Genomic DNA, 23,534 nt, shown 5'->3' on the forward strand with positions numbered 1-23,534 from the left:
AGAGCGTCTGCACAAGGAATGGACCTACGAGGAGATCGCGGCGGCCTCCGACCGTGCACGGGCGGAGACCGACGCGCCGGTGACCACCACCCGGCATCCGTTGTGACGCACCGCCCTGCGGGCAGCTCAGGGGCTGGGGAGCCGGTGCGGGGTGACACCGGGCCTTGGGAACTGCGCCTTGCCGACCGGTCCACGGGCAAGGCGACGTTGGAGCGGTACAGCAGCCCGCCGGACCGAGACCCACTGTCTCCGACTTCCGCGCGACAGATGGTCCGGCGGGTCAGGCCGCCGCGGGCGTGCCGGCCGCGGCCGCGGTGCCGTGCCTGCTGAACTGGGCCCGGTACGCGCTCGGGGTGAGGCCGGTGCGGCGGACCAGGTGGGCGCGCAGGGAGTCGGCGGTGCCCAGGCCGCAGGCGGCGGCCACCTGGTCCATGGGCAGCCGGGTGGTCTCCAGCAGTTCCTTGGCCCGCTCGATGCGCTGGTGCAGCAGCCACTGCAACGGGCTGACCCCGCTCTCGGCCTGGAACCGGCGGGTGAGGGTGCGCACCGAGACACCGGCGTGCCGGGCCAGGTCGGTCAGGGTGAGCGGCTTGTCCAGGTTGCGCATCGCCCAGCCGCGGGTGTCGGCGCAGGCGGTGCCGCGCTCGGGCGGCAGCGGGGTCTGGGTGAACTGGGTCTGCCCGCCGGGCCGGACCGGGGCGACCAGGGCGAGGCGGGCGACCTCGTTGGCGATGGCGGCGCCGTAGTCGGTGCGGACGATGTGCAGGCACAGGTCGATCCCGGCCGCGTAGCCGGAGGCGGTCAGGAACGGGCCGTCCTGGACGAACAGGACGTCGCCCTGGAGGTCGATGTCGGGGTGGCGGCGGCGCAGCTCCCCGGCCTGCGCCCAGTAGGTGGTGGCCTTGCGGCCCTTGAGCAGGCCCGCCTCGGCGAGCGAGAAGGCGCCGGAGCAGATGGAGGCGATGCGCTTGCCCGCCGCCGCGGCCTCGCGCAGCGCCTCGACCACCCGGGGATCCGGCGACAGGGGTCGCCCGGTGCCCGCGACGATCACGGTGTGCGCCTCGCGCAGCGCCTCCAGGCCGTGGGGCACGTACAGGTCCAGCGTGCCGGTGGTGGGCATGGGGCCGGGCTCGGGCGCGCAGATCACGACCTCGTAGCCCGGCTCGCCGTCGACCCGCACCTTGTCGAAGAGCAGCTCGGGGATGGCGAGGTTGAACATCGACACGGGCGGGGACGCGACGACGGCGACACGCAGCATGGCCAGAACCTCCGGATGCATGGCATTCAGGCCACTACTGTACGGCGGAAAAGATCAGCACCATGGCCGTATGCCGAACGGAAAGACTCTGACCACCCCTCAACTGACCGGCCAGAAGGAGGAAACGGGCACCGCGCCGGTGCTCACCCTCGTGGCGGCCATCCTCGGGACCGCCCTGATCACCCTGGACTCGACCATCGTGACCGTCGCCCTCCCGGCGATCGGCTCCTCCCTCGGCGGCGGGATGTCCGGGCTCCAGTGGGTGGTGGACTCCTACACCCTCGCCCTGGCCGCGCTCATGCTGTCCACGGGCGCCTTCGCGGACCGCGCGGGGGCGAGTCGCGCGTACGCCCTGGGCATCACGGTGTTCACGCTCGCCTCGGCGGCCTGCGGGCTGGCGCCGGGCCTGCCGGCGCTGATCGGCGCGCGGACGGTGCAGGGGGCGGCGGCGGCCGTGGTGCTGCCCGCCTCGCTGGCCCTGGTGCGCCAGGCGTACCCGGATCCGGCCCGGCGTGGCCGGGCGGTGGCCACCTGGGCGGCGGGCAGCTCGACGGCGCTGGCCCTCGGTCCGGTGGCGGGCGGGGTACTGACCACCTGGTGGGACTGGCGGGCGATCTTCTTCGTCAATCTGCCGCTGGGCGTGGCCGCGCTGGTCCTGCTGGTACGCGCCCCCCGCTCGGCGCGCCGCCCGGCCCCGCTGGACCTGCCGGGCCAGGCGACGGCCGTGCTCGCCCTGACCGCGCTGACGTTCGCGGTGATCGAGGGCGGTACGGCGGGCCTCGTCTCCGGTGCCGTGGCCGTGGCCGCCGCCGTCGCGTTCGTCCTGATCGAGACGCGGCAGCCGCACCCGGTGGTGCCGCTCGGCCTGTTCCGCGACCGGGCGGTACGGCTGGCCGTGGCCACCGGGTCGGCGTCCAGCGTGGCGTTCTACGGGATGGTCTTCGTGTTCTCGCTGTTCTTCCAGCAGGTGCAGGGCCGTTCGGCGCTCGCCGCCGGGCTGCTGTTCCTGCCGATGACCGGGCTGATCGCGGGGACGAACGTGGTGGCGGGCCGGCTCACGGGGCGCTACGGCGCCCGGGTGCCGCTGCTGGCCGGCCAGGCGCTCGCGGTGGCGGGCCTGCTGGCCCTGTTCACCGTGGGCGCCGGCACCCCGGCCGCGGTGGTGGCCGTACTGCTGGTGCCGATGGCCGTCGGTGTCGCGCTGGCCATCCCGGCCCTGACCACGGTGCTGCTGGACGCCGTGCCGGCCGAGCGGACGGGGGTGGCCGCCGGGGTGCTCAACGCGGCCCGGCAGGTGTCCGGCGGGCTCGGGATCGCGGTGTTCGGCGCCCTGGTGGACGGCGGTTTCGCCGCCGGACTGCGGGCGAGCCTGACCGTGGCGGCGGCCCTGCTCGCCGTGACGTTCCTGCTGGGCTGCCGACGGGCCACCGCTCCCGCCGCCCGCTGAACCGACGGGGCGGACCACTCACCACGCCGACCGACCGTACGACCAGCGGCGCGGCCCGGTCACCACGCCAGACCGGCCGCACACCCGCAACGCAGACCAGTCACCACGCCAGACCGGCCGCACACCCAACAACACAGACCAGTCACCACGCCGACCGGCCGCACACCCAGCAACACAGACCAGTCACCACGCCAGACCGGCCGCACGACCAGCGGCGCGGACCGGTTACCGCTCCAGCCGGCCGTTGAACCGCCGGGGCAGGCCGAGGGGGTTGTCGTCCTTCAGCTCGGCCGGCAGCAGCGCCTCGGGCGCGTTCTGGTAGACGACCGGCCGCAGCCACCGCTCGATGGCGGTGCCGCCCACGGAGGTCGAGGTGGAGGTGGTCGCCGGGTAGGGCCCGCCGTGGTGCTGGGCCGGTGCCACGGCCACCCCGGTCGGCCAGCCGTTGACCAGGACCCGCCCGGCCAGCGGGGTCAGTTCGGCGAGCAGCTCCGGCCCCCGGCCCTGGCCCGCGGCCTCCTCCGAGGAGAGCTGGACCGTCGCCGTGAGGTTGCCCGGGAGGCGGGACAGGACGGCCTTGGCCTCCTGCTCGTCGGCGTAGCGGGCCACCACCGTGACCGGCCCGAAGCACTCCTCCAGGAGCAGGTCGTGGTCGCCCTCCTCGGTGAGCTTCGCCGCCGGCACGGTGAGGAAGCCCGCGCTGACGGTGTGCTCGCCGCCCTCGCCCGGGGTGACGGGCGCGTCCACGTCGGGCAGCTCGGCGCGTTCGGCCACGCCGGCGATGAAGTTGTCCCGCATGCGGTGGTCGAGCAGCACCCCGGCGTCGGTGCCGGCGACGGCGTCGGCCAGCGACTTCACCAGCTGGTCGCCGGCGCCGCCGGAGGGCACCAGCACCAGGCCGGGCTTGACGCAGAACTGGCCGACGCCGAGGGTCATCGAGCCGGCGAGCCCGCCGCCGATCTCCTCGGCCCGCTCGGCCGCGGCGGCCTCGGTCACCAGGACCGGGTTGAGTGAGCCGAGTTCGCCGTGGAACGGGATCGGCACCGGGCGCGCGGCGGCGGCGTCGAACAGCGCCCGGCCGCCGCGGACGGAGCCGGTGAAGCCGGCCGCGGCGACCAGCGGGTGCTTGATCAGTTCGATGCCCGCCTGGAAGCCGTGCACCAGGCCGACGACGCCCTCGGGGACGCCGTGCTCGGCGGCGGCCCGGCGCAGCACCTCGGCGACCCGCTCGGACAGTGCCGGGTGGTCGGGGTGGGCCTTGACCACGACGGGGCAGCCCGCGGCGAGCGCGCTCGCGGTGTCGCCGCCGGCGACGGAGAAGGCGAAGGGGAAGTTGGAGGCGGAGTAGACGGCGACGACGCCGAGCGGCACCTTGTAGCGCCGCAGGTCCGGCACGGGCGGGGTCGCGGTGGCGTCGGGGTGGTCGATGACGACGTCCAGGAAGGCGCCCTCGTCGACGATGTCCGCGAAGGCCCGCAACTGGTAGGCAGTGCGGGCGAGTTCACCGGCCAGCCGGACCTGGCCGAGGGCGGTCTCGGCGTCGGCGGTGCCGACCAGGGGGTCCCGGGCCTGCTCCAGGCCCGCGGCGGCCGAGCGCAGGAAGGCGGCGCGGACGGCGCGGTCGGCGAGCGCCTCGCGCGCCGCGTGCGCCGCCCGGACGGCCGCGTCCACCTCCTGGGCTGTGGCCTCGACCGCAACCTGTTCGCGCTGCTTCCCGGTGCGCGGGTCGACACTCCAGACTGGTGCTGCTGCCACCGCGGGTCCCTCCAAAAGGCCGCACTGATTGAACCGGTGCGTCACCCATCAGCCGCGTTCGATATACTGAACACTGTCTCTGATGATGAACGCTGCTCGGAGACTATATATCTCAGGTCCTCGTCGAACGAAGGGGTCAAGGGCGATGACGGCAGGCGACGCAGGGGGCGGGGCGCAGGTCAAGTCCGCGGTACGGACCGTGGAATTGCTCGAGTACTTCGCCGGCCGGCCCGGTATGCACTCCCTCGCGGCCGTCCAGGAGGCCGTGGGCTATCCCAAGTCCAGCCTGTACATGCTGCTGCGCACGCTGGTGGAGCTCGGCTGGGTGGAGACGGACGCCACGGGCACGCGGTACGGCATCGGGGTGCGGGCGCTGCTCGTCGGCACCTCCTACATCGACGGCGACGAGGTGGTGGCCGCCGCCCGCCCGACCCTGGACCGGCTCTCCGACGACACCACGGAGACCATCCACCTCGCCCGGCTCGACGGCACCAACGTGGTCTACCTGGCCACCCGCCAGTCCCAGCACTACCTGCGCCCCTTCACCCGGGTCGGCCGCCGGCTGCCCGCCCACTCCACCTCGCTCGGCAAGGCGATCCTCGCCACCTACACCGACGAGCAGGTGCGCAAGCTGCTGCCCGAGACGCTGCCCGCGCTCACCGAGCACACCATCACCGACCGGGAGCGGCTCATCGAGGAGCTGCGCCAGGTCCGGGAGCAGGGCTTCGCGGTCGACCGCGAGGAGAACACGCTGGGCCTGCGCTGCTTCGGCGTGGCCATCCCCTACCGCACGCCCGCCCGGGACGCCATCAGCTGCTCGGTGCCGGTGGCCCGGCTGACCCCGGCCCACGAGCAGATGATCAAGGACGCGCTGTTCGACGCGCGCGACCGGCTGACCCTGGCGACCCGCCGGCTGTGAGCCGACCGGGCCGAGGTGTGCTGCCGGGGACAGCGCGCCTGGGCTCGGTCGCGTGGAGATCGCGCTGCGCGCCGTCCGGGACAGTGACGTACGGGTGTTCCACCACCGGATGACCGACCCGGAGGCCGTCCGGATGGCCGCGTCCGGGCCGGAGGTCTCCACCGGCCCAAAGGTCTTCGCGGCGTACTGGCGGCGCCTGCGCGCCGGCCGCGCCGTCCTGCGCACGGTCCCGGCCGACGGGACCGTGGCGGGCAACGCGCTGGTGTACGGGGAGGCCGGCGAGCGCGAGGTGTCGTACTGGACCGACCGCGCGTCTGGGGCCGGGCGTGGCGACGGCCGCGCTGCGGGCCCTGCTCGCCGAGGTCCCCGAACGCCCGCTGTCCGCCCCGGGCGGCGGCCGGCAACGCGGGCTCGCTGCGGGTACTGGCCAAGTGCGGCTTCCCCGAGACGTCCCGCGCCCGGGGGTTCGCGAACGCGCGGGGCCGGGAGATCGAGGAGGTCGTGCCGGTGCGGGAGGGCGTGGCGGGCGGCCGCCCCAAGGAGGCCGCTCCCTGAGAGCCGGATGAAAAACGGGGCGTACGGGAACGATCGGCACCGGTCCGGTCGTCTTCCGTGCGGGATGAACAAGACGATCAGGCGGGCGTCCGTCTTCGCGCTGCTGCTCGTGCTCGCCCTGCTGGTCAGGGCGACATGGCTGCAGTTCTACGACGGCCAGGCCCTCGCGGACGACAAGGACAACCGGCGGAACGTGATCGCGACGTACTCGCGTCCCCTGGGGAACATCATCGTGGCCGGTGAGGCGATCACCGGTTCCGCGCGGACGAAGGGAAGCGATCTCGCGTACAAGCGCACGTACACGGACGGCGAGCTGTACGCGGCGGTGACGGGCTACGCCTCGCAGGCCTACGCCCCCACCCAGCTGGAGGGCATCTACACGGACCTGCTCAACGGCACGGACACCAAGCTCAAGACGGTGATGGACACCGTCACCGGGGAGCGGCCCGACCCGGGCAACGTGCTCACGACGATCGACCCGGCCGTGCAGAAAGCGGGCTATCGCGCGCTGGGCGACAAGAAGGGCGGGGCCGTCGCGATCGACCCGAAGACCGGGAAGATCCTCGCGGCGGTCTCGACGCCGTCGTACGACCCCTCCACGCTCACCGACGCGAACACCGCGGGCAAGGCGTGGAAGGCGCTCAACGCGGACAAGGACAAGCCGCTCACCAACCGCGCGCTGCGCCAGCCGCTGCCGCCGGGCTCGACGTTCAAGCTGGTCGTCGCCGCCGCCGCGCTGGAGGACGGGCTGTACAAGGACGTGGACCAGCCCACCGACAGCCCGGACCCGTACATCATGCCGGGCACGGTGCAGCCGCTGAACAACGAGAACAAGTCGGCGCCGTGCGAGAACGCCTCCATCCGGGTCGCCCTGCGCTACTCCTGCAACAACGTCTTCGGTCACATGGCCGTCGAGCTGGGGCAGGACAAGGTCAAGGAGATGGCCGAGAAGTTCGGCTTCAACGACGACGAGCAGGACGTGCCGGTGCGCGCCTACGCGAGCGTCTACCCCTCCGGCATGGACAAGGCGCAGACGGCCCTGTCGGGCATCGGCCAGTTCGACGTCACGGCCACCCCGCTCCAGATGGCCATGGTGTCCGCGGCCATAGCCAACGGCGGCAAGCTGGTCTCGCCGCACATGGTCTCGCGGATCACCGACAGCGGCGGTGACGTGCTGAAGGACTACGACGACGACACCGACACCTCGGAGATCATCAGCGCCGGCACCGCCGAGCAGCTCCAGTCGGCGATGGAGACGGTGGTGAAGGACGGTACGGGCACGAACGCGCTGATCGACGGGGTGACCGTCGGCGGCAAGACCGGTACCGCGCAGCACGGCGAGAACAACAGCAAGACGCCGTACGCCTGGTTCACCTCCTACGGCAAGTCGGACGCGAGCGGCAAGGAAGTGGCCGTCGCGGTCATGGTGGAGCAGTCCGACGCGGCCCGCTCCGAGGTGAGCGGCAACGGCCTGGCGGCGCCGGTGGCGCGGGCCATGATGCAGGCGGCACTGAAGTAGCACCGCCCGTGGCGCCCCGGCAGGGGGCGGGGCGCCACGCACTCCCCCCGGCTCGTCCGGCGCGGATTCCCCCTCCTTCTCCCCTCCCTTGTGAACCCTTTTCGGATCGTTTCCGTGTCCCCCGACAGGTTCGGTCGGTCATACGGTGTCCGACCCCCCGTACAAGAACACATAAACGATCACTGCTACGCTTCCGGATCTCCGTCCGGGCCTCCCTGGACCCTCGCATGTCATTCACATGACACTCACCTCCAGAGCGCGCATCGAGAAGAGGTCACCCGTGGGCACAGTCGTCGACGACGCCGCCTCCGTGGAGTTCCATGCCTTCTTCGAACGGCACTACGCCGAACTGGCCCGCCTCGCCCACCTGTTGACCGGCGAAGCGGACGCCGCGGACGACCTGGCGGCGGACGCGCTGCTGGCGCTGTGGCACCGCTGGGACCGGGTGCGCGCCGCCGACCGGCCGGTGGCGTACGCGCGGGGCGTGGTCGCCAACCTGGCCCGTACCCGCATCCGCGGCGCGGTGCGCGAGCGGCGGCGGATCGCGCTGTTCTGGCCGCGCGGCGAGGAGCGGACCGAGGTCCCGGACGTCGCCGGTGTGGTGGACGTCCAGGAGGCCCTGCGCCGGCTGCCGTTCAGGAAACGGGCGTGCGTGGTGCTCCGGCACGCGTTCGACCTGTCGGAGAAGGACACCGCGCTCGCGCTGGGGATCTCGGTGGGTACGGTAAAGAGCCAGACGTCCAAGGGCATGGCCGAACTCCAGCGGCTGCTCGGCCCGCAGGGCGACCCGCGGCGGGTGCGCGCGGCGATGGCGGCCCGGGGCGGCGAGAGCGGAGGAAGGAACCGATGAGGCGGCAGGACGTGCACGACGAGCTGCGCGCCCGGCTGCACGAGGCGGCCGAGGCCCATGAACCGGACCGCGCGCGCATCCTGGCCCGGGTGGAGCGCGGCATGGCCGAGCCGACCGGTCCCGGCCACCGGGCCGTGCGCCCGCCGGTGGCGGGCTGGTTGCGGGTGGTCTCCGCGACGGCCGCGGTGGCCGGTGTGCTCGCGGCCGGGGGCTACGCGGTGGCGTCCGCCGTGCGGGAGGACCCGCCGGCCCGGCGGACGGTGGCGGTGTCGCCGACGCCCAGCGCGGCACCGGAGCGCTCCACGGCCCCGGCACCCCCCGCCCCCACGACGCGCCCGACGCCCGGTGAGGCCGACGGCGGGCCGTCCCGCACGCCTTCCTCCTCCCCCTCCTCCCCCTCCTCACCCTCCTCCGCCACTCCCGGGGCCACCGCCCCGGCCGTTTGGCCGCCGGCCCGCGCCGAGCGGAACGGCCCCCTGTGGTCGGACGGGTCGGTGGACCCGCACAGCAACGACTTCTGGGCGCAGAGCAATCTGACCCTGAAGACGTCCGCGCCGCTTCAGTCGCTCACCGTCGAGCTGAGGATCGCGCAGACCGGCGGGGTGACCTCCACGGGCGCCTGGCGCTCGCTGCCCGAGGCGGACTTCGCCCAGAGCGTCGCGGAGCGGGACGGGTTCGTCGTCTACACCTGGACGCTGAGGCCGGGGCGTACGGTGCCGGAGGGCGAGTGGGTGTTCGCCGGGCAGTACGACCACGCCCGCGGGGGGCGGGACGCCAAGGACGACGGCTACGTCATGACGGGGGCCACCGCCGGGCACACCTACACGGTGACCGGTGACTTCGCCCCGCACGAGCGCTCCTGACGCCCGCGGGCCCTGTCGTCAGGAGACGAAGTACGTCGGGTTCGGCAGCTTGTAGGTGCGGTCGGCGTAGCCGCCCCCGAAGTCCGAGTACTGGTCGCCGAAGTTGGCGATGATCTCGTAGCCGAGGTCCTGCTCGATGTGCTTGCGCGTGGCGGACTTGAACTGGACCGTGGTGCACTTCCAGTTGCCCGGGGTGGCGCAGTTCTTCAGGTAGGCCGGCGGGTTGGCCTTGTCCTTGAGGAACATGTGGGCGGTGTCGAGGTTGACGTCGGCGCCGACCTTCTTCAGGTTCGCCACCGCGGCGGCGCGGCGGGCCTCGCCCAGACCGGTGTTGTAGAAGACCTCGACGCCCTTGGAGTCGGCGTAGCGCACCAGTTCCGGGCTGCCGAAGACGGCCGGGCGGTCGGCCCGGTCCACGTACGCGTTCCAGTCGGCGTCGTCGTACGTGTAGTTGGTGCGCTTCTCGTAGTCCAGGCTGAGCAGCAGCGTGTCGTCGATGTCGAAGACGACGGCGGGCTTCTCGCCCCGGCGGTGCGCCTTGCGGGCGGCCTTGTCGATGTAGCTCTTGGCGTCGGCGTCGATCCGCGCCAGGTCCCGGGCGTACGGGCTGTCCGGGGACGCCTGGTAGACGCCGTTCGCGTCGACGGTGGTGCCGTAGTAGGTGTCGATGTCCTTCACCAACTGGCCGATGTTGTACGGCTCGTGGGTGGAGTTGGCGGTCGACTGGCCGGCGGTGGCCGGGCCCGCGCCGTACAGCGCCGCGCCGGCGACGGCACAGGCGGCGCCGGCCGCGAGGGCCCTGAGGGACTTCCGCATGGTTCTCCGATCCGGTGGATGAGAGTGATGTACCAGGTCGGAGACTGTCTACGCGCATCACATCGAGAGCGCGAGCCCTGTTACCCGATCGATATACGAGCCGCTTCCCGGGGGCGCCAGTCGCCGAGGTAGGCGGCCGGGGTGTGCCATGCGGCCTCGGCGGCGGTGAGCTGCGGCCGGTTGGCCGGAACCGTGACCACCGCGCCCGGACCGGAGTTGCGGTACTCGCCGAAGCGCATGGACTGCCAGGGGTAGGCGTCCCGCATGTCGGCGTAGGGGGCCACCGGGTCGATGCCGGGCCCGATGACGCTGTCCCGGACGACCAGCGCGGGCCGGGCCGTGGTCTCGTTCGACGGCACCCACGGCCGGGCCAGCTTGTACGCCCCGTCCGGCGCGCCGGAGGTGAACCGGCAGCGCACGGCGAGCATGCCGTGCGGGTTGGCCCGGGCGGTGGAGGGCGCGAAGACGAAGCCGTAGGGCGGGGCGGACAGGTCGGTGCGGTCCAGGGTGCGGAAGCGGCAGTGCTCGTACACGGCCGTGGCCCGCCCGAAGACGAAGTCGACGTCGCCCTCGATGTGGCAGTGGGCGTAGTACTGCCGGGCGAAGGCGGACAGGGCGGTGGAGTCGGCGTACAGGGTGTCCTGGTGACCGAGGAAGCGGCAGTGCCAGAAGGCGCTCCGGTCGCCCTGTGCCTTGAGCGCGACGGCCTGGGTGCCGGTGGTGTCCGGATGGTCGGCGCGCAGCCAGTCGTTGGCGAAGGTGATCCAGCGGGCGGTGAACCCGTCGGCCTGGACGGTGGTCGTGGCCGAGCCGCTGGTGCCGTGGGTGCCGCCGCCGGGCTTGGGGGTGCCGGCCGCGTTGTCGTACACGATCACCACGTCCCGCGGGTCCTCGGAGGCGCCGATCCAGGTCATCTCCGTACGGCCGGCGTCGACGGCGACCGTCTCGCGGTAGGTGCCGGGGGCGATGACCAGGGTCCGGCCGCTGCCGGTGGCGGCGGTGACCGCGGCCTGGACGGAGGTGAAGTCGCCCCGGCCGTGCGGGTCGACGTACAGGGTGCCCGGGGTGCGGCGGCGGTCCGGGGAGCCGTGGTGGCCGAAGGGGCGGGTGCGGGCGTGGGCGGGGGCGGGGGTCAGGGCGAGCGCGGCGGCGGTGCCGGTGCCCGCGGTGAGCAGGGCCCGTCTGGTCAGGGGCATGGGAGTCCTTCCTCTCGGGCGGCCGGGGCGGGGGCGCCCCGGCCGGGAGCGGGTCAGCGCAGGTGTCCGGCGCCCGCGTGGCGGCCGACGATGCCGGGGACGGCCTGCGGCCGGTCGATCCGGGTGCGCAGCTGTGGTGTCCAGCCGGCCCCCGCCTGGAGGGTCTCGCCGGGTACCTCGGCGTTGTGGACGGCGAGGAGGTCCACCGGTCGGCCGTTGACGTGGTTGTCGGCGGCGGTGACCGGCGCCTCCTTCCACTTCTTCAGTACCGAACCGGCCCGGACGCCGTCCGGCAGGGTGAACGCGTTGTGCTCGGCGACGAGTCGGGACTCCATGCCGATGCCGTAGGTGTAGGAGTAGCCGTCGCCGGCGACGAAGTGGTTGTTGTACGAGTCCACCTGCCCGAAGCGGACGCGCGGGGCCCGCTCGACCAGGTTCCGGAACAGGTTGTGGTGGAAGGTGACCTTCAGGTGCCCGCGGTCGACGGCGGCGGTGGCCGCGCTGTCGCTGTTGCCGATGAGGATCGTCTTGTCGTGGTCCTCGAAGACGTTCCAGGAGACGGTGACGTAGTCGGAGCCCTTGACGACGTCCAGCTCGCCGTCGTGCTGCTGGTAGATCCGTCCGTAGTACGACGGCAGGGTGCTGTCCGGGTGGTCGCCGTCGGTGAAGGTGTCGTGGTCGATCCACACGTGGGTCGAGCCGTGCACCACGGCGCTGTCGTACTCGGAGTTCCAGTTGCCGTCGGCGGTGTCGGTGGGGTCCCACTGCGGGAAGCAGTCGAGGGGGCTCTCGAAGGCCAGGTTGCGCACGATGACGTTGTCGACGCCCTTGATCTGGAGGCTGGCGCCCTTGAACCCGGCGTCGCGGCCGATGCCGACGATGGTGGTGTTGGCGGGGACGGCCGCCTTGATGGAGGCGTCCTGGCGGGCGGCGGAGGCGCGGCGCAAGCCCTCGGGGCTGTCGTCGGGCTCGGCGTCAAGGGTCTTGGTGCGGCCCCACACCGCCGGGTCGTAGGTCTTCAGATAGGCGGCGAAGTCGTAGCCGGGCACGGCGAAGGAGTCGCAGCCGGGGCCGTCGGCGTCGATCGTGCCCTTCACCCGGACGATCTTCGGCGCGCTGCCGCCGTCGGCGAGGGCGGCCTTGAACTGCTCCCAGGTGGTGACGGTGTACACGTGCGCGGGGTCGGCGGCGGCCCCGCCGGTGGTCCCGGTGCCGTACGCGGCCCAGCCGTCCCGGGCGGGGAGTACCTGCCGGTCGGGGCCGGTGTGGTGGGCGGGGTGCGCGGACGCGGTGCCGGTGACGGCGAGGACGAGGGCGGTGGCGCCCACCAGCGCGCCCATGACCCGTCCATGACATCTCTGTGTACGCACTGTGCGGCTCTCCTAGATGGCTTGATGACTCGGTGAATCGGTGGCCCGACGCATCGGATGGGCCGGTGGCCCGGTGGCCCGACGAGGGCCGGTCAGGACGCGGGGGCGTCCGGCCAGGTGATCCAGGACGCCGGGACGTCCTCGTCCAGCCGGCGGACGTCGCGGCGGGCCAGCACCCCGGTGCGCAGCAGCTCACGCGCCACGAGCCGCGCCACGGCGACGGCGCCCGGCGGGTTGAAGTGCGTGTTGTCCTGCTCCGTGGCGGTCCAGTTGAAGTAGGTCTTCGTCTCCTCCGCCCCGAGCCGCTGCCACAGCGCGAGCGACAACGCCTGGAGGTCGAGCAGCGGGACCCGCTCCGCCTCGGCGAGCGCCCGCATGGCCGCCGGATAGTCGCCGTGGGTGGCCTGGGCGGTGCCGTCGGCGGCGAACCGGCGGCGCTCCACGGAGGTGGCGAGGACGGGCCGGGCGCCCCGGGTCCGGGCGCCGTCGAGGTACAGCCGCAGGTACCGCTGGTACGACGTCCACGGCTCGGTGTAGCGGGTGGGGTCGGTGGCCTTCTCGTCGTTGTGCCCGAACTGGACGAGCAGGAGATCCCCGGGCCGGAGCACGGCGAGTACGGCGTCCAGCCGGCCCTCGTCGACGAAGCTCTTCGAACTCCGGCCGTTCACCGCGTGGTTGGCGACCGTCAGCTCCTTGTGGAGGAAGAAGGGCAGTGCCATGCCCCAGCCGGTCTCGGGAGCGGCGTCGGCGTACTTCTGGGCGGCCGTGGAATCACCGGCGATGTAGAGGGTCCGCGCCTCTTTCCCGGGCCGCCCGGCCAAGGGGACGGCGGCGACAGCGGCGGACGTGACCTGTCTGCGCGTAAGGGACACAACCTGCGCCTTTCACATACGTTTTCCGACAAGGGGCGCGGGGAACCGCGCGACCGGCCCGTGACCGGGCGGCGGCTCCCCGCCACCGCGACCACCCGGGACCTCAGTGGTTCTGCTTCCAGTCCTCCTGGGCCTTGTTGAGCTGGTCGGCCAGCAGGTCCAGGAACTCCTTGGCGCTCATCTTGCCGAGCAGCACCTTCTGGAAGTTCGGCTCGTTGTCGGCCTTGGAGATGGTGTTCCAGTCGGGCAGGTAGTACGGCAGCTGCACGATCTTCGTGCCGGCCCCGTCCAGCGCCTCGGCCGCCAGCTTCGCCGGCTCGTTCGCCCGCACCCAGGCGTCCTGCGCGGCCTCCGCGTTGGCCGGCACCGACCCGGCCGACTCGTTCCACTTGCTGTTGGCCTCGTGGGAGGCGGCGAACTCGATGAACTTCCAGGCGGCGGCCTTGTTCTCGCCGGACTTGAACAGGGCGAGCCCGTCGACCGGGTTGGAGACCTGCACCCGGGTCCCGTCGTCCAGGGTCGGGCTGGGAATGCCCCGGAACCTGCCCTTCAGCGCCTTCTCGTGGTCGGCGTAGGAGCCCAGGTTGTGGCTGAGCATCCCGATGGTGCCGGAGTCCCACTGGGCGACCATCTTGGTGAAGTCGTTGTTGACGTCGGCGGACGGGGTGTTCTTCTTGTACAGGCCGGTGTACTTCTCCAGCGCGGCCACGTTCTTCGGGTCGTTGACGGTGGTCTTGTCGCCGTTCCAGAAGGACGTGATCCCGCTCTGCCCGTACATCGCGTCCAGGGCCTGCGCGATGGAGCCGTCACCGCCGCGGATGGTGTACCCGAAGGCGTTCTTGCTTTTGTCGGTGAGCTTGTCGGCGGCCTTGTAGAACTTCGTCCAGGTGGTCGGCGGCTCCAGCCCGGCCGCGCGGAACAGGTCGGTGCGGTACCACAGCGTGCCGTTGTTCGCGGACGTCGGCACGGTGTACGTCCTGCCGTCCCCGCCGGCCGCCTTCACGCTCTCCAGGAACTTGGTGTTGAGCTTGCCCTTGAGCGGGCTGCCGGCGAGCCGCTCGTCCAGCGGCTCCAGCGCGCCCTGCGCGGCGACCTCGGCGAGCATCGCCGTGCCGACGCCGCCGACGTCCGGCAGGCCGCCGCCCTGGATGGCGGTGTCGTACTTGGACTGCGCGCTCGCGGCGGGCACCCCGACGTACTTCACCTTGATGTCGGGGTACTTGTGCTCGAAGTCGGCGATGATCTGCTTCCAGATGTCGGTGCGGACACCGCCGTTGTTGTCCCAGAAGGTGATCGTGCCCGTGCCGGAGCCCTCGTCGCCCTTCCCGCCCGCGCTGCCGCTGCCGTCGTCGCCGCAGGCGGTGGCGGTCAGCGCGAGGGCGGAGCCCAGGGCAACGGCCAGGGCGGCGCGCCTGCTCCTGCGGATGCTGCTGTTCATTGGTCGGCTCTCTTCTGCTGGATGGTGCGGGGACAGGGTGGTGTGGGGGTGGTGCGAAGTCGTGGGCGGGTCAGCGGCGGGCGTACGGCGCCCAGCCGTCCGTGCCGCGCAGGTAGTCGGCGACGGTGTACGACCGTGCGTCCGCGTCGCTCAGCTGCGGCCGGTCGACGGTGACGGCGGCGCCGGGTCCGTGGCTGCGGTACTCGGCGAACCGGGCGTCCTTCCAGGAGAAGCCGCTCATGTCGGTCCACGGCGCGGACTTGATCGCGGCGGGCAGTCCGGTGTTCCGGATCAGCACCTGGCCGACCGCGTCCGGCTCGCCGCCCGGGTGCCAGGGCCGGCCGAGGTGGACGGAGCCGGCGGGGGCGTCGCTGACGATCCTGGAGTCCGTGATCAGGAACCCGTACGGGTTGCCCTTCCAGGTGGAGGCGGCGGTGATGTAGCCGTTGTTGGTGGCGGAGCCCCGGCTGAGCGCCCGGATCACCGACCGCTCGATGACGGTGGTGGCGCGCCCGTAGACGAAGTCGACGTCGCCCTCGATGTACGCGTTACGGAGGTACACCCGGCTGGTCGTGGTCAGCTTGGGGCTGTCGGTCATCAGGGTGTCCTGGTTGCCGAGGAACGCGGTGTCCTCGAAGACGATCCGGTCGCCGGTCGTCTTCATCGCCAGCGCCTGCTCGCCCTTCAGCTCGACGGCGGCCTCGTCGAAGTCGTTACTGAAGGTCAGGTGCCGGGCGGTGGTGTCGTTCGCGGCGACGCGGACGGTGGCGCTGCCGCTGGAGCCGCCGTACTCGGCGGGCGTGTCGTACACGATGACGGTGTCCGACCGGTCGCGTCCCGTGCCCAGCAGCGTGATACGGGGCTTGGACGGCGGGACGTACACCTTCTCGCGGTAGGTCCCGGGCGCGATCTCGATCGTCACCGGCACGGTGTTGCCGTCGGGCACGGCGTCCACCGCCGACTGCACGGTCGGGTACTCGCCCGGCACGCGCAGCACGGTGCCGATCCGCTGCTGCGGGCCGGAGAAGCGCTCGACGAGGGCGGGGACGGCGGCGGCCGGGTCCGGCCGGTAGTCGTAGAAGGCGTGCGGGTCGAACGCGGTGCCGTGCTCGTCGGTCCGTCCGCTGGTGTGCCTCAGGATCGAGCCGCGCTGCACCAGTTCGGCCGTGGCGTCGGCCTGGTAGGGGTGCTGGACACCGTCGTAGTAGCTGTTCTCGATGACCATCTTCGTGCGGCCGCGCGCGTAGTTGCCGTACGTCCACACCGGGTCGCCGTCGGCCACCTGGCCGGACAGGTAGTTGTTGTACAGGTGGGCGTAGGCGCAGTTGTCGGCGGAGGGGTTGCGCTGCTTGGTGCCGGAGAACCAGTTGTGGTCGATGGTGATCTGGGTGCGCACGTCGCTGGTCCAGCCGATGCCGAGCGCCTTGTTGTGGTGGGTGAACCGGTTCCAGGAGACGGTGACGTACTGGCTGTCCTTGCGGATGTCGAGCAGCCCGTCGCCCATGTGCGTGAAGGTGTTGTGGTCGATCCAGACGTGGTCGGCGCCGTCCATCTGGATGGCGTCGAAGTCGGTGGTCTTGCCGTCCCAGTCGCCCTCGACGTACGAGTCCCGGATGGTCAGGTTGCGGATGACGACGTTGTGCGTGCCGGGGTTCAGGTGCAGTTCCCCGTGCACGATCTCGCCGGTGTCGCCGACGCCGACGATGGTCTTGTCCGAGGCGACCACGATGTCCGAGCCGAAGGGCTCCACCGCGATCGATCCGGCGACCCGGATGACGTACGGCTCCGGGGCCGAGGCGTAGCGGGCGAGGGACGCCTGGTCGGTGACGGTGACGACCCGGCCGCCGGCTCCGCCGGTGGTCCCGCCGGTCAGCGAGGCGAAGCCGTGCGGCCGGTCGTCGTCGAAGGGCCCGGCGGTCTTCGCCGGGGTCGCGGCCCGCGGGGCGGCGGCCTTCGCCTCGCCCGCCAGGCCGAGGCCGAACGTGGCGACGAGGGCGGTCACGGCGGCGAGGACGGGGCCCGGACGGGGCAGGCGCTTGCCAGGGATGTGCGTCATTGCGGCTCCCAACAGGGCTTCTCGGGCGACTACAGGGGCGTGATCCGGAACCGGGTGAAGGTCGCCGAGCCCGCGTGCCCGGGTCCCTCGGGCGCGACGGCGAACAGGCCGAGCAGGGCGCCGACCCAGCGCCAGGGCGTGGCCGCGAAGACCGGGCCGGAGGGGCGGAACCCGTCCCCGACGTCGTAGGAGAACCGGCAGCGCGCCCCGGGCCCGGCCTCGATCCGCAGCCGCGCCCGGCCCCCGGGCGCGACGCACGGCACCCCGGCGTCACGCTCCCGCTCGGCGACCGCCTCCGCGAACCGGTGCACGAGCCGCACCGTGCCGTCGGCGCCGCGCTCCAGCCCGATCCAGCAGAAGGCGTCCCCGAGCACCACGAGTCCCGCGCGGGCGCCCGGCTCGGCGGCGTCCAGCCGCAGCTCGGCCTCGACCGCGCTCGGCAGCCCGGGCAGCCGCTGGGTGAGGACGTTCGGCAGTTTCCGCGGGTCGTGGGCGTCGGCCGAGCGCACGCAGGTCAGCCGCAGCCCGTCCCCGGAGTGCTGGGTGGCCCAGCCGTCGCCGGGGTTGGCGGTCCACTGCCACTGCCGGCCGTACCGGCCGCCGGGGAAGTCGTCGTCGGTGGCGGGCGCGGCGGGCGGCTGCGCCGGCAGCGCGGGCCGCCGGTGTACGGCGACGGGGGCGCCCTCGTCCCCCAGCACCGGCCAGCCGTCCCGGCCCCAGCGCATCGGCTGGAGGTGGACCACCCTGCCGTAGGGGCCGCGCTGCTGGAAGTGCAGGAACCAGTCCTCGCCGACCGCGGTGCGCACCCAGCCGCCCTGGTGGGGGCCGTTGACGTCGGTGTCCTTCTGCTCCAGCACGATCCGCTCCTCGTAGGGGCCGAAGAACCCGCGCGAGCGGAACGCGCCCTGCCAGCCGGTCTCCACTCCCCCGGCGGGGGCGAGGATCCAGAAATAGCCGTCGTGCCGGTAGAGCTTGGGCCCTTCGAGGGTGAACCAGCCGGGGATGCGGTCGCCGTCGACGATCACCTTGCCCTCGTCGAGCAGCGAGGTGGCGTCGGGGCGCATCCGGTGGCCGGTGAGGCGGTTCTTGACGCCGGAGCGGGACTTGGCCCAGGCGTGCACGAGGTAGGCCTCGCCGGTCTCGTCGTCCCACAGCGGGCACGGGTCGATCAGGCCCTTGCCCTCCTTGACCAGGTGCGGGCGGGTCCACGGGCCCCTGATCTCCGGGGCGTTGACCTGGAAGACGCCCTGGTCGGGGTCGCCCCAGAAGATCCAGAACCGGTCGTCGTGGTGCCGGATGGACGGCGCCCAGACCCCGCGGTCGTGCCGGGGCAGGGCGTACTCCTCCTCCGGTTCCAGGCGTGCGAGGGCGTGTCCGACGAGGGTCCAGTCGACCAGGTTCCGGGAGTGCAGCAGGGGCAGTCCGGGGGCGCGGCCGAAGCTGGAGGCGGTGAGGTAGAAGTCGTCGCCGACGCGGACCACGTCCGGGTCGGACCAGTCGGCGTTCAGCACCGGGTTGCGGTAGGTGCCGGTCACTGGGCCACCGCCTTGCGGACCAGGGCGGCCACCTCGTCGCGGGCCGGGCGGCCGTCGGCGACGACGGTGACGATCCGGCGCACGACGGTCTCGCCGGGCGCGACGGTCAGCCGCTCGGTGTGCGCCAGGGAGGAGCCCACTCCGGGGTATTCGGCGGCCCGGACGAACCAGGGGTCGCGGCGGGTGTCCTCGGTGGCCCCGGCGAACGCCAGCGTCCAGCCGGCGCCGGCCAGCGCGAGCCAGTCGGCGCGGGTGCCGTGCGCCTCGGCCTCGCCCTCCCGGTCGGCGGTGAAGACCTCGGGGGGCCGGGACTCCTTGCGGGCCCGCCAGAAGAAGCCGCCGTAGGCCGCGCCGGGCCGGCCGTTGGTGGCGGGGCTGCCGAAGGACAGCGGGCCGGGGGTGACGTTGGTGAGGGAGAAGGTGAAGTCCAGCGCCCAGGCGGTCTCGGTGAGCCCGGTGGCCGCGACCGTGCGGCGCTCGCGCAGCAGCTCGGTGCCGGCGGCGGCCCAGCGCAGCTCCTCCACGAAGCCGTCCGGGTCGCACAGCTGGAAGCCGGTGTGCCGCTGGACGCCGTGGTTGTCCAGCTCGGTCGGGCCCTGGTCGCGCACGAAGGTGCGCCCGCCCCAGAAGTTGTGCCCCTCGACGTCGGGAACGGCGACACCGACGCCGAGGTGGTGCGCGTGGTCGGCGGGGCTCACCTCGGTGACCGGGGTGCCGGCCAGGGTGGTGACGGGGTGCAGATAGGGGCGTGGGGCGAGCCGGGCGGGCAGGCCGGGCCGGGTGACGTAGCGGCCGACCGGGCGGCCGGCGGCCCGCAGGACCAGGCTGTCGGGGGATGTCATCAGGTGCTCACCTCGTTCGGCAGGGCCCAGGAGGCGCCCAGTTCGGAGTAGAGGGCGAGGGTGTCCGCCGCCGCGGCGACCAGTCCCTCGACGCCGGGTACGATCCGGCGCCGTTCGTCCGGCAGCGACCGCCAGGCGGTCTCCGGCAGGGGTGCCGGGTCGGGGGCGGTGCGGATCGCCTCGACGACCCGCATGAAGGCGCCGGTGTCGTCGGGCGGGACCAGCAGCGCGGTGCCGTGCTCCAGGTGGCCGGCCAGGTTCTCCAGCAGGTCCGTGCGGCCGTACTCGGTCTCTTCGGGGCCGTGCCCGGTGCGCTGGAGCAGCACCCGGTCCTGCTTGTACCAGAAGGTGATCCGGCCGCGGTCGCCGTGCACCAGCACATACGGCTCCCCGGGGTGCTCGGCGCACAGGGTCGCGGCGACCGTGACCGGACCGCGCGGGGTGTGCACGCGGACGCAGGAGGTGTCGTCGGACTCGATGGCGTTGGCGCGCAGCAGTTCGGTCTCGATGCCGGTGACGTCCTCGGCGCGGGTGGTGCCGAGCAGGGCGAGGCCGGTGGCGACGGCGTGCGCGAGGGGGTTGGTGAGCACCCCGTCGACCACGTCGGCGCCGTCCAGCCGCCGCCGGCCCGCCCAGGGAGCCCGCCGGTAGTAGGCCTCGTCCCTCGCCCAGGCCCCGGCGGCGCCCACCCCTTTGACCGTGCCGATGGCGCCCTCGGCGATCAGGCGCCGGATCGCGGGCACCGCGTGCGAACCGAGCGACTGGAAGCCGATCTGGCAGGCCACCCGAGCCTCGGCGACGCCGTCGGCCATGCGGCGGAACTCGGCGTAGGAGGGCGCGGGCGGCTTCTCCAGCAGCAGGTGCGCGCCCCGGACGGCGGCGGTGAGGGCCAGGTCGGTGTGGGTGGGGATGGGCGTGCAGATCACGGCGATCCGCGCGCCGGTGGCGTCCAGGAGCGCCCCGAGGTCGGCGGACTGCTCCGGGGTGCCCAGACCGTCCGGGATCTCCGCCGCGGTGAGCGGGGTCAGTTCGCAGATCCCGGCGAGGCGGACCACGCCCCGGGCCTGGAGCCGGCGGATGTTGTCCAGGTGCCAGCGGCCGTGACCGCGGGCGCCCGCGAGGACGACGGGTACGGTCACCGGATCCTCCCCGCGCCCGCGCCGCGCGCCACGGCCCGGTCGGCCACCGCCGCGCTGTCGATCCTCCCGTGCAGGACGGGTGTCCAGCCGACGTCCGCCGTCAGGTCGCGCTCGCTGCCGGAGTTGTAGGCGTTGTGGATGGCGAGCAGGTCGACCGGATAGCCGTTGAACAACGTGCCGCTCGCGTGCAGCGCGCTGCCGTTCCAGCTCTTGACCAGGTCGGCGGCCTCCACGTGGGCCGGGGTGTGGAAGGCGTTGTTCTCGGCGTAGAGGGCGGACTCGGTGGAGACGCCGAGGGAGTAGCGGTAGTCGTCGTCGGTGACCACGTACCGGTTGTCGTACAGGTGCACCTGGCCGAAGCGGACCCGGGGCGCGCGCTGGACGACCGACTCGAACTGGTTGTGGTGCAGGGTGACCCGGAGCCGGCCCCGGTCCCCGGCGGCCGTGTCGCTGTTGCCGATGAGCATCGCCTTGTCGTGGCCGGCGAACCGGGACCAGGAGACGGTGATCAGGTCGGAGCCGTTGGTGATGTCCAGCAGGCCGTCGTGGCGCAGGTGGTTGCGGGCGAAGTAGGCGGGCTCCCCGGCGTCCGGGTGGCCCTCGTCGGAGGCGGTGACGTGGTCGACCCAGACGTGGGTGGCTCCGGTCAGCCAGAGGGTGTCGTAGGCGCTCTTCCAGTCGCCGAGACCGCCGGTGTTGGGCTGCCAGACGGGGAAGCAGTCGTAGGCGTCGCGGAGTTCGAGGTTGCGGACGATGACGTTGTCCGCGTTCCGGACCTGGAGGCTCGCCCCCTTCAGCACCGCGCGGCCGAGGCCGACGATGGTGGTGTTGGAGCCGACGGTGAACTGCACGCGCTCGGCCTGCCGGGCCGCCGAGGCCTGCCGGGCCTCCTCCTGGGGGCCGCTGGGCTTGGCGGAGCCCCAGGTGCGGGGGTCGTAGGCGGCCAGGTACTCCTTCAGACGGTAGCCGCCGGTGGCGTAGTCGGCGCAGTCCAGCCGGCGGCCGGAGTCGTCGGTGTTGGCGTCGATGGTGCCGGCGATCTTGATGATCTTCGGGGTGTCGCTGCCGCCGTCGAGGGCGCGGACGAGCCCCGCGCGGTCGGTCACCGTGTACACGTGCGCGTCGTCGGCCGCCGCGCCTCCGGTGGTGCCGGTGCCGTACGCCGCCCAGCCGTCGTCGGCGGCAAGGACGTCGCGGCTGATGTCCCGGCCGGCCGTGCCGGCGGCGTGGGCGGGCAGGCAGAACAGTCCGGCCAGGGCCGCCGCCGGGAGCAGGTGGCGCGGTCTCATCCCTTCACCGCCCCCGCGCTGAAGCCGGTGATCAGCCACTTCTGGATGAAGGCGAACACGATCACCACCGGGACGGCCGCGATGATGCCGCCCGCCGCCAGGGCGCCCAGGTCGACGCTGTCGGCGCTCATCAGGGTGTTCAGGCCGACCGGGATGGTCTGCTTGCCCTGGTCGGAGAGGAACATCAGGGCGAACAGGAAGTGGTTCCAGGCGTGCACGAAGGCGAAGGAGCCGACGGCGATCAGACCGGGCCGCAGCAGCGGCAGCACCACGATCCGGAAGCCGGTCAGACGGTTGCAGCCGTCCACCCAGGCGGCCTCCTCCAGGGAGTAGGGCACGTTCCGGATGAACCCGCTGATCAGGATCATCGACAGCGGCAGCTGGAAGACGGTCTCGGCGATGACCACGCTGCCCAGCGAGTTGATCATCCGCAGGTTGGCGAAGATCTGGAACAGCGGCACCAGCAGCAGCGCACCCGGCACGAACTGCGAGCACAGCAGCGCCAGCATGAAGCCGCGCTTGAGCCGGAAGTCGAAGCGGGCCAGCGCGTAGCCGCCGGCCAGGGCGACGACGGTGGTCAGCACCAGGGTGGCCAGGCCGACGTAGACGCTGTTGGTGAAGTAGGTGCCGAAGCTGCGTTCGGTCCACACCTTCTCGAAGTGCTCGAAGGTCATCGGCCAGGGCACCAGCGAGGTGGAGCCGGCCGGGCGGAGCGCGAAGAGCAGGATCCAGTAGAAGGGGATCAGGGTGAACAGCAGGTAGACGGTCAGCGGGACGTAGATCTGCCAGCGCGGGACCTCGTCCCAGGCGCGGCGCTTCCCACCGGGCCGGGCGGGCTCGGCCGCCACGCGCTCGGGAGCGGGAGCGATCTCGGTGATCACCTGGACTCACCTCCGAACTTGCTCAGCCGCAGATAGACGATCGAGCAGAAGAGCAGGATCACGAACGCCACCGTGGTGAGGGCGGAGGCGTAGCCGAAGTTGTGGGCGTCGACGGACGTGTTGGCGATGTACAGCGGCAGGGTGGTGGTCTCGCCGGCCGGGCCGCCGCCGGTCAGGGTGTACAGCAGGTCGACGTTGTTGAACTCCCACACCGCGCGCAGCAGTGTGGACAGGACGATGGCGTCCTTCAGGTGGGGCAGGGTGATGTGCCAGAACTGCTTGAGCCGGCTCGCCCCGTCGACCTCGGCGGCCTCGTACAGGTCCTTGGAGACGGACTGGAGGTCGGCGAGGATGAGGATCGCGAAGAACGGCACCCCGCGCCACAGGTCGGCGACCACCGCCGCCGGGAACACCGTGGAGGTGTCCGACAGCCAGCTGGTGCCGTACGAGCCCAGCCCCGCGTCGGCGAGGTAACGGCTGATGCCGGTCTGGGAGTTGTAGAGCAGCACCCAGATCGCGGAGGTCAGCACGCCGGAGACCGCCCAGGGCGAGAAGACGAGCGCGCGGCCCACCGCCCGGCCCACGAAGGTCTGGTTGACGATCAGCGCCAGCGCGAGACCGAACAGCAGCTGCAACGCGACTTCCACCACGACCCACTTGGCGCTGAAGGTCAGGGTGTCCCAGAACTGCGGGTCGTGCGCGAAGGCCCGGGTGAAGTTGTCCAGGCCCGCGAATCCGTTCCGCCAGGGCTTGGTGGGGTTGTAGTTCTGCAGGCTGTAGTAGAAGACACTGAGCACCGGGTAGGCGATGAAACCCAGCATCAGCAGGGCCGCCGGGGCGATCAGCAGGTACGGCAGCCTGCGCGGGGTGGCGGAGGCACGGCGCCGCCTCGGTGGCGCGGGCGGCTTCGCCACGGCTGCGGCTTGGGCCATGA

At 72.6% G+C, this 23,534-nt stretch carries 19 protein-coding genes and 1 pseudogene; 6 read left to right on the forward strand and 14 right to left on the reverse strand.

Annotated features, from left to right (window positions below; all coding sequences use genetic code 11):
• Positions 1-280: 280 nt before the first annotated feature.
• The gene (locus Srubr_RS06940; RefSeq protein WP_229926902.1) at positions 281-1,279 is read right to left on the reverse strand and encodes a GlxA family transcriptional regulator; all 999 of its coding nucleotides are present in this window, start codon (positions 1,277-1,279) and stop codon (positions 281-283) included.
• Positions 1,280-1,328: 49 nt separating this feature from the next.
• On the opposite strand from Srubr_RS06940, the gene Srubr_RS06945 reads away from it, so the two are divergent.
• Positions 1,329-2,705, forward strand: a complete 1,377-nt coding sequence (locus tag Srubr_RS06945) for an MFS transporter (RefSeq protein WP_189998123.1) — start codon at positions 1,329-1,331, stop codon at positions 2,703-2,705.
• A 225-nt stretch (positions 2,706-2,930) separates the two neighbouring features.
• On the opposite strand, the gene Srubr_RS06950 is transcribed toward Srubr_RS06945, so the two are convergent.
• The gene (locus Srubr_RS06950; protein WP_189998124.1) at positions 2,931-4,460 is read right to left on the reverse strand and encodes an aldehyde dehydrogenase (NADP(+)); all 1,530 of its coding nucleotides are present in this window, start codon (positions 4,458-4,460) and stop codon (positions 2,931-2,933) included.
• A 145-nt stretch (positions 4,461-4,605) separates the two neighbouring features.
• On the opposite strand from Srubr_RS06950, the gene Srubr_RS06955 reads away from it, so the two are divergent.
• From Srubr_RS06955 to Srubr_RS06970, 5 genes and pseudogenes are all read left to right on the forward strand, one after another.
• On the forward strand, positions 4,606-5,379 hold the full coding sequence (locus tag Srubr_RS06955) for an IclR family transcriptional regulator (protein WP_189998125.1): 774 nt from the start codon (positions 4,606-4,608) through the stop codon (positions 5,377-5,379).
• A 52-nt stretch (positions 5,380-5,431) separates the two neighbouring features.
• Positions 5,432-5,934 (forward strand): annotated as a pseudogene (locus tag Srubr_RS40245) (GNAT family N-acetyltransferase).
• A 64-nt stretch (positions 5,935-5,998) separates the two neighbouring features.
• Positions 5,999-7,453 (forward strand): peptidoglycan D,D-transpeptidase FtsI family protein, encoded by a 1,455-nt coding sequence (locus Srubr_RS06960; protein ID WP_189998126.1) that lies wholly within the window; start codon positions 5,999-6,001, stop codon positions 7,451-7,453.
• A gap of 280 nt (positions 7,454-7,733) precedes the next feature.
• Positions 7,734-8,303, forward strand: a complete 570-nt coding sequence (locus tag Srubr_RS06965) for a SigE family RNA polymerase sigma factor (protein ID WP_189998127.1) — start codon at positions 7,734-7,736, stop codon at positions 8,301-8,303.
• Positions 8,300-9,166, forward strand: coding sequence for a hypothetical protein (locus Srubr_RS06970; RefSeq protein WP_189998128.1), 867 nt, complete (start codon positions 8,300-8,302; stop codon positions 9,164-9,166). Before Srubr_RS06965 ends, Srubr_RS06970 begins: the two co-directional genes overlap by 4 nt.
• A gap of 18 nt (positions 9,167-9,184) precedes the next feature.
• Here the strand turns inward: Srubr_RS06970 and Srubr_RS06975 are convergent, their stop codons facing one another.
• The 12 genes from Srubr_RS06975 to Srubr_RS07030 form a co-directional block, all read right to left on the reverse strand.
• Positions 9,185-9,982 (reverse strand): HAD family acid phosphatase, encoded by a 798-nt coding sequence (locus Srubr_RS06975; protein ID WP_189998129.1) that lies wholly within the window; start codon positions 9,980-9,982, stop codon positions 9,185-9,187.
• 80 nt (positions 9,983-10,062) lie between these two features.
• A complete protein-coding gene (locus tag Srubr_RS06980; protein WP_189998130.1) occupies positions 10,063-11,178 on the reverse strand; it encodes a pectinesterase family protein in 1,116 nt (371 codons plus the stop codon).
• A 53-nt stretch (positions 11,179-11,231) separates the two neighbouring features.
• Complete coding sequence (locus Srubr_RS06985) at positions 11,232-12,548, reverse strand: pectate lyase family protein (RefSeq protein ID WP_413790250.1); 1,317 nt, start codon at positions 12,546-12,548, stop codon at positions 11,232-11,234.
• A gap of 92 nt (positions 12,549-12,640) precedes the next feature.
• Entirely contained in the window at positions 12,641-13,420 is a 780-nt protein-coding gene (locus tag Srubr_RS06990) for a rhamnogalacturonan acetylesterase (RefSeq protein ID WP_189998132.1), read from the reverse strand.
• A gap of 103 nt (positions 13,421-13,523) precedes the next feature.
• On the reverse strand, positions 13,524-14,858 hold the full coding sequence (locus tag Srubr_RS06995) for an ABC transporter substrate-binding protein (protein WP_189998133.1): 1,335 nt from the start codon (positions 14,856-14,858) through the stop codon (positions 13,524-13,526).
• A 70-nt stretch (positions 14,859-14,928) separates the two neighbouring features.
• Positions 14,929-16,914 carry a pectinesterase family protein gene (locus tag Srubr_RS07000; protein WP_189998134.1) on the reverse strand — a complete coding sequence of 662 codons (1,986 nt, stop codon included), beginning with the start codon at positions 16,912-16,914 and terminating at the stop codon, positions 14,929-14,931.
• A 29-nt stretch (positions 16,915-16,943) separates the two neighbouring features.
• Entirely contained in the window at positions 16,944-18,449 is a 1,506-nt protein-coding gene (locus Srubr_RS07005) for a glycoside hydrolase family 43 protein (RefSeq protein WP_189998135.1), read from the reverse strand.
• Positions 18,446-19,291 (reverse strand): DUF6807 domain-containing protein, encoded by an 846-nt coding sequence (locus Srubr_RS07010; RefSeq protein WP_189998136.1) that lies wholly within the window; start codon positions 19,289-19,291, stop codon positions 18,446-18,448. The genes Srubr_RS07005 and Srubr_RS07010 overlap by 4 nt, the downstream gene beginning before the upstream one ends.
• Complete coding sequence (locus Srubr_RS07015; protein ID WP_189998137.1) at positions 19,291-20,430, reverse strand: Gfo/Idh/MocA family protein; 1,140 nt, start codon at positions 20,428-20,430, stop codon at positions 19,291-19,293. Before Srubr_RS07015 ends, Srubr_RS07010 begins: the two co-directional genes overlap by 1 nt.
• Positions 20,427-21,719 (reverse strand): pectate lyase family protein, encoded by a 1,293-nt coding sequence (locus Srubr_RS07020; protein WP_189998138.1) that lies wholly within the window; start codon positions 21,717-21,719, stop codon positions 20,427-20,429. The genes Srubr_RS07015 and Srubr_RS07020 overlap by 4 nt, the downstream gene beginning before the upstream one ends.
• The gene (locus Srubr_RS07025) at positions 21,716-22,600 is read right to left on the reverse strand and encodes a carbohydrate ABC transporter permease (protein ID WP_189998139.1); all 885 of its coding nucleotides are present in this window, start codon (positions 22,598-22,600) and stop codon (positions 21,716-21,718) included. The genes Srubr_RS07020 and Srubr_RS07025 overlap by 4 nt, the downstream gene beginning before the upstream one ends.
• Complete coding sequence (locus Srubr_RS07030; protein WP_189998140.1) at positions 22,597-23,532, reverse strand: carbohydrate ABC transporter permease; 936 nt, start codon at positions 23,530-23,532, stop codon at positions 22,597-22,599. The genes Srubr_RS07025 and Srubr_RS07030 overlap by 4 nt, the downstream gene beginning before the upstream one ends.
• Between the last annotated feature and the right edge of the window lie 2 nt (positions 23,533-23,534).

The sequence above is a fragment of the Streptomyces rubradiris genome (genome assembly GCF_016860525.1).
Taxonomy (GTDB): domain Bacteria; phylum Actinomycetota; class Actinomycetes; order Streptomycetales; family Streptomycetaceae; genus Streptomyces; species Streptomyces rubradiris.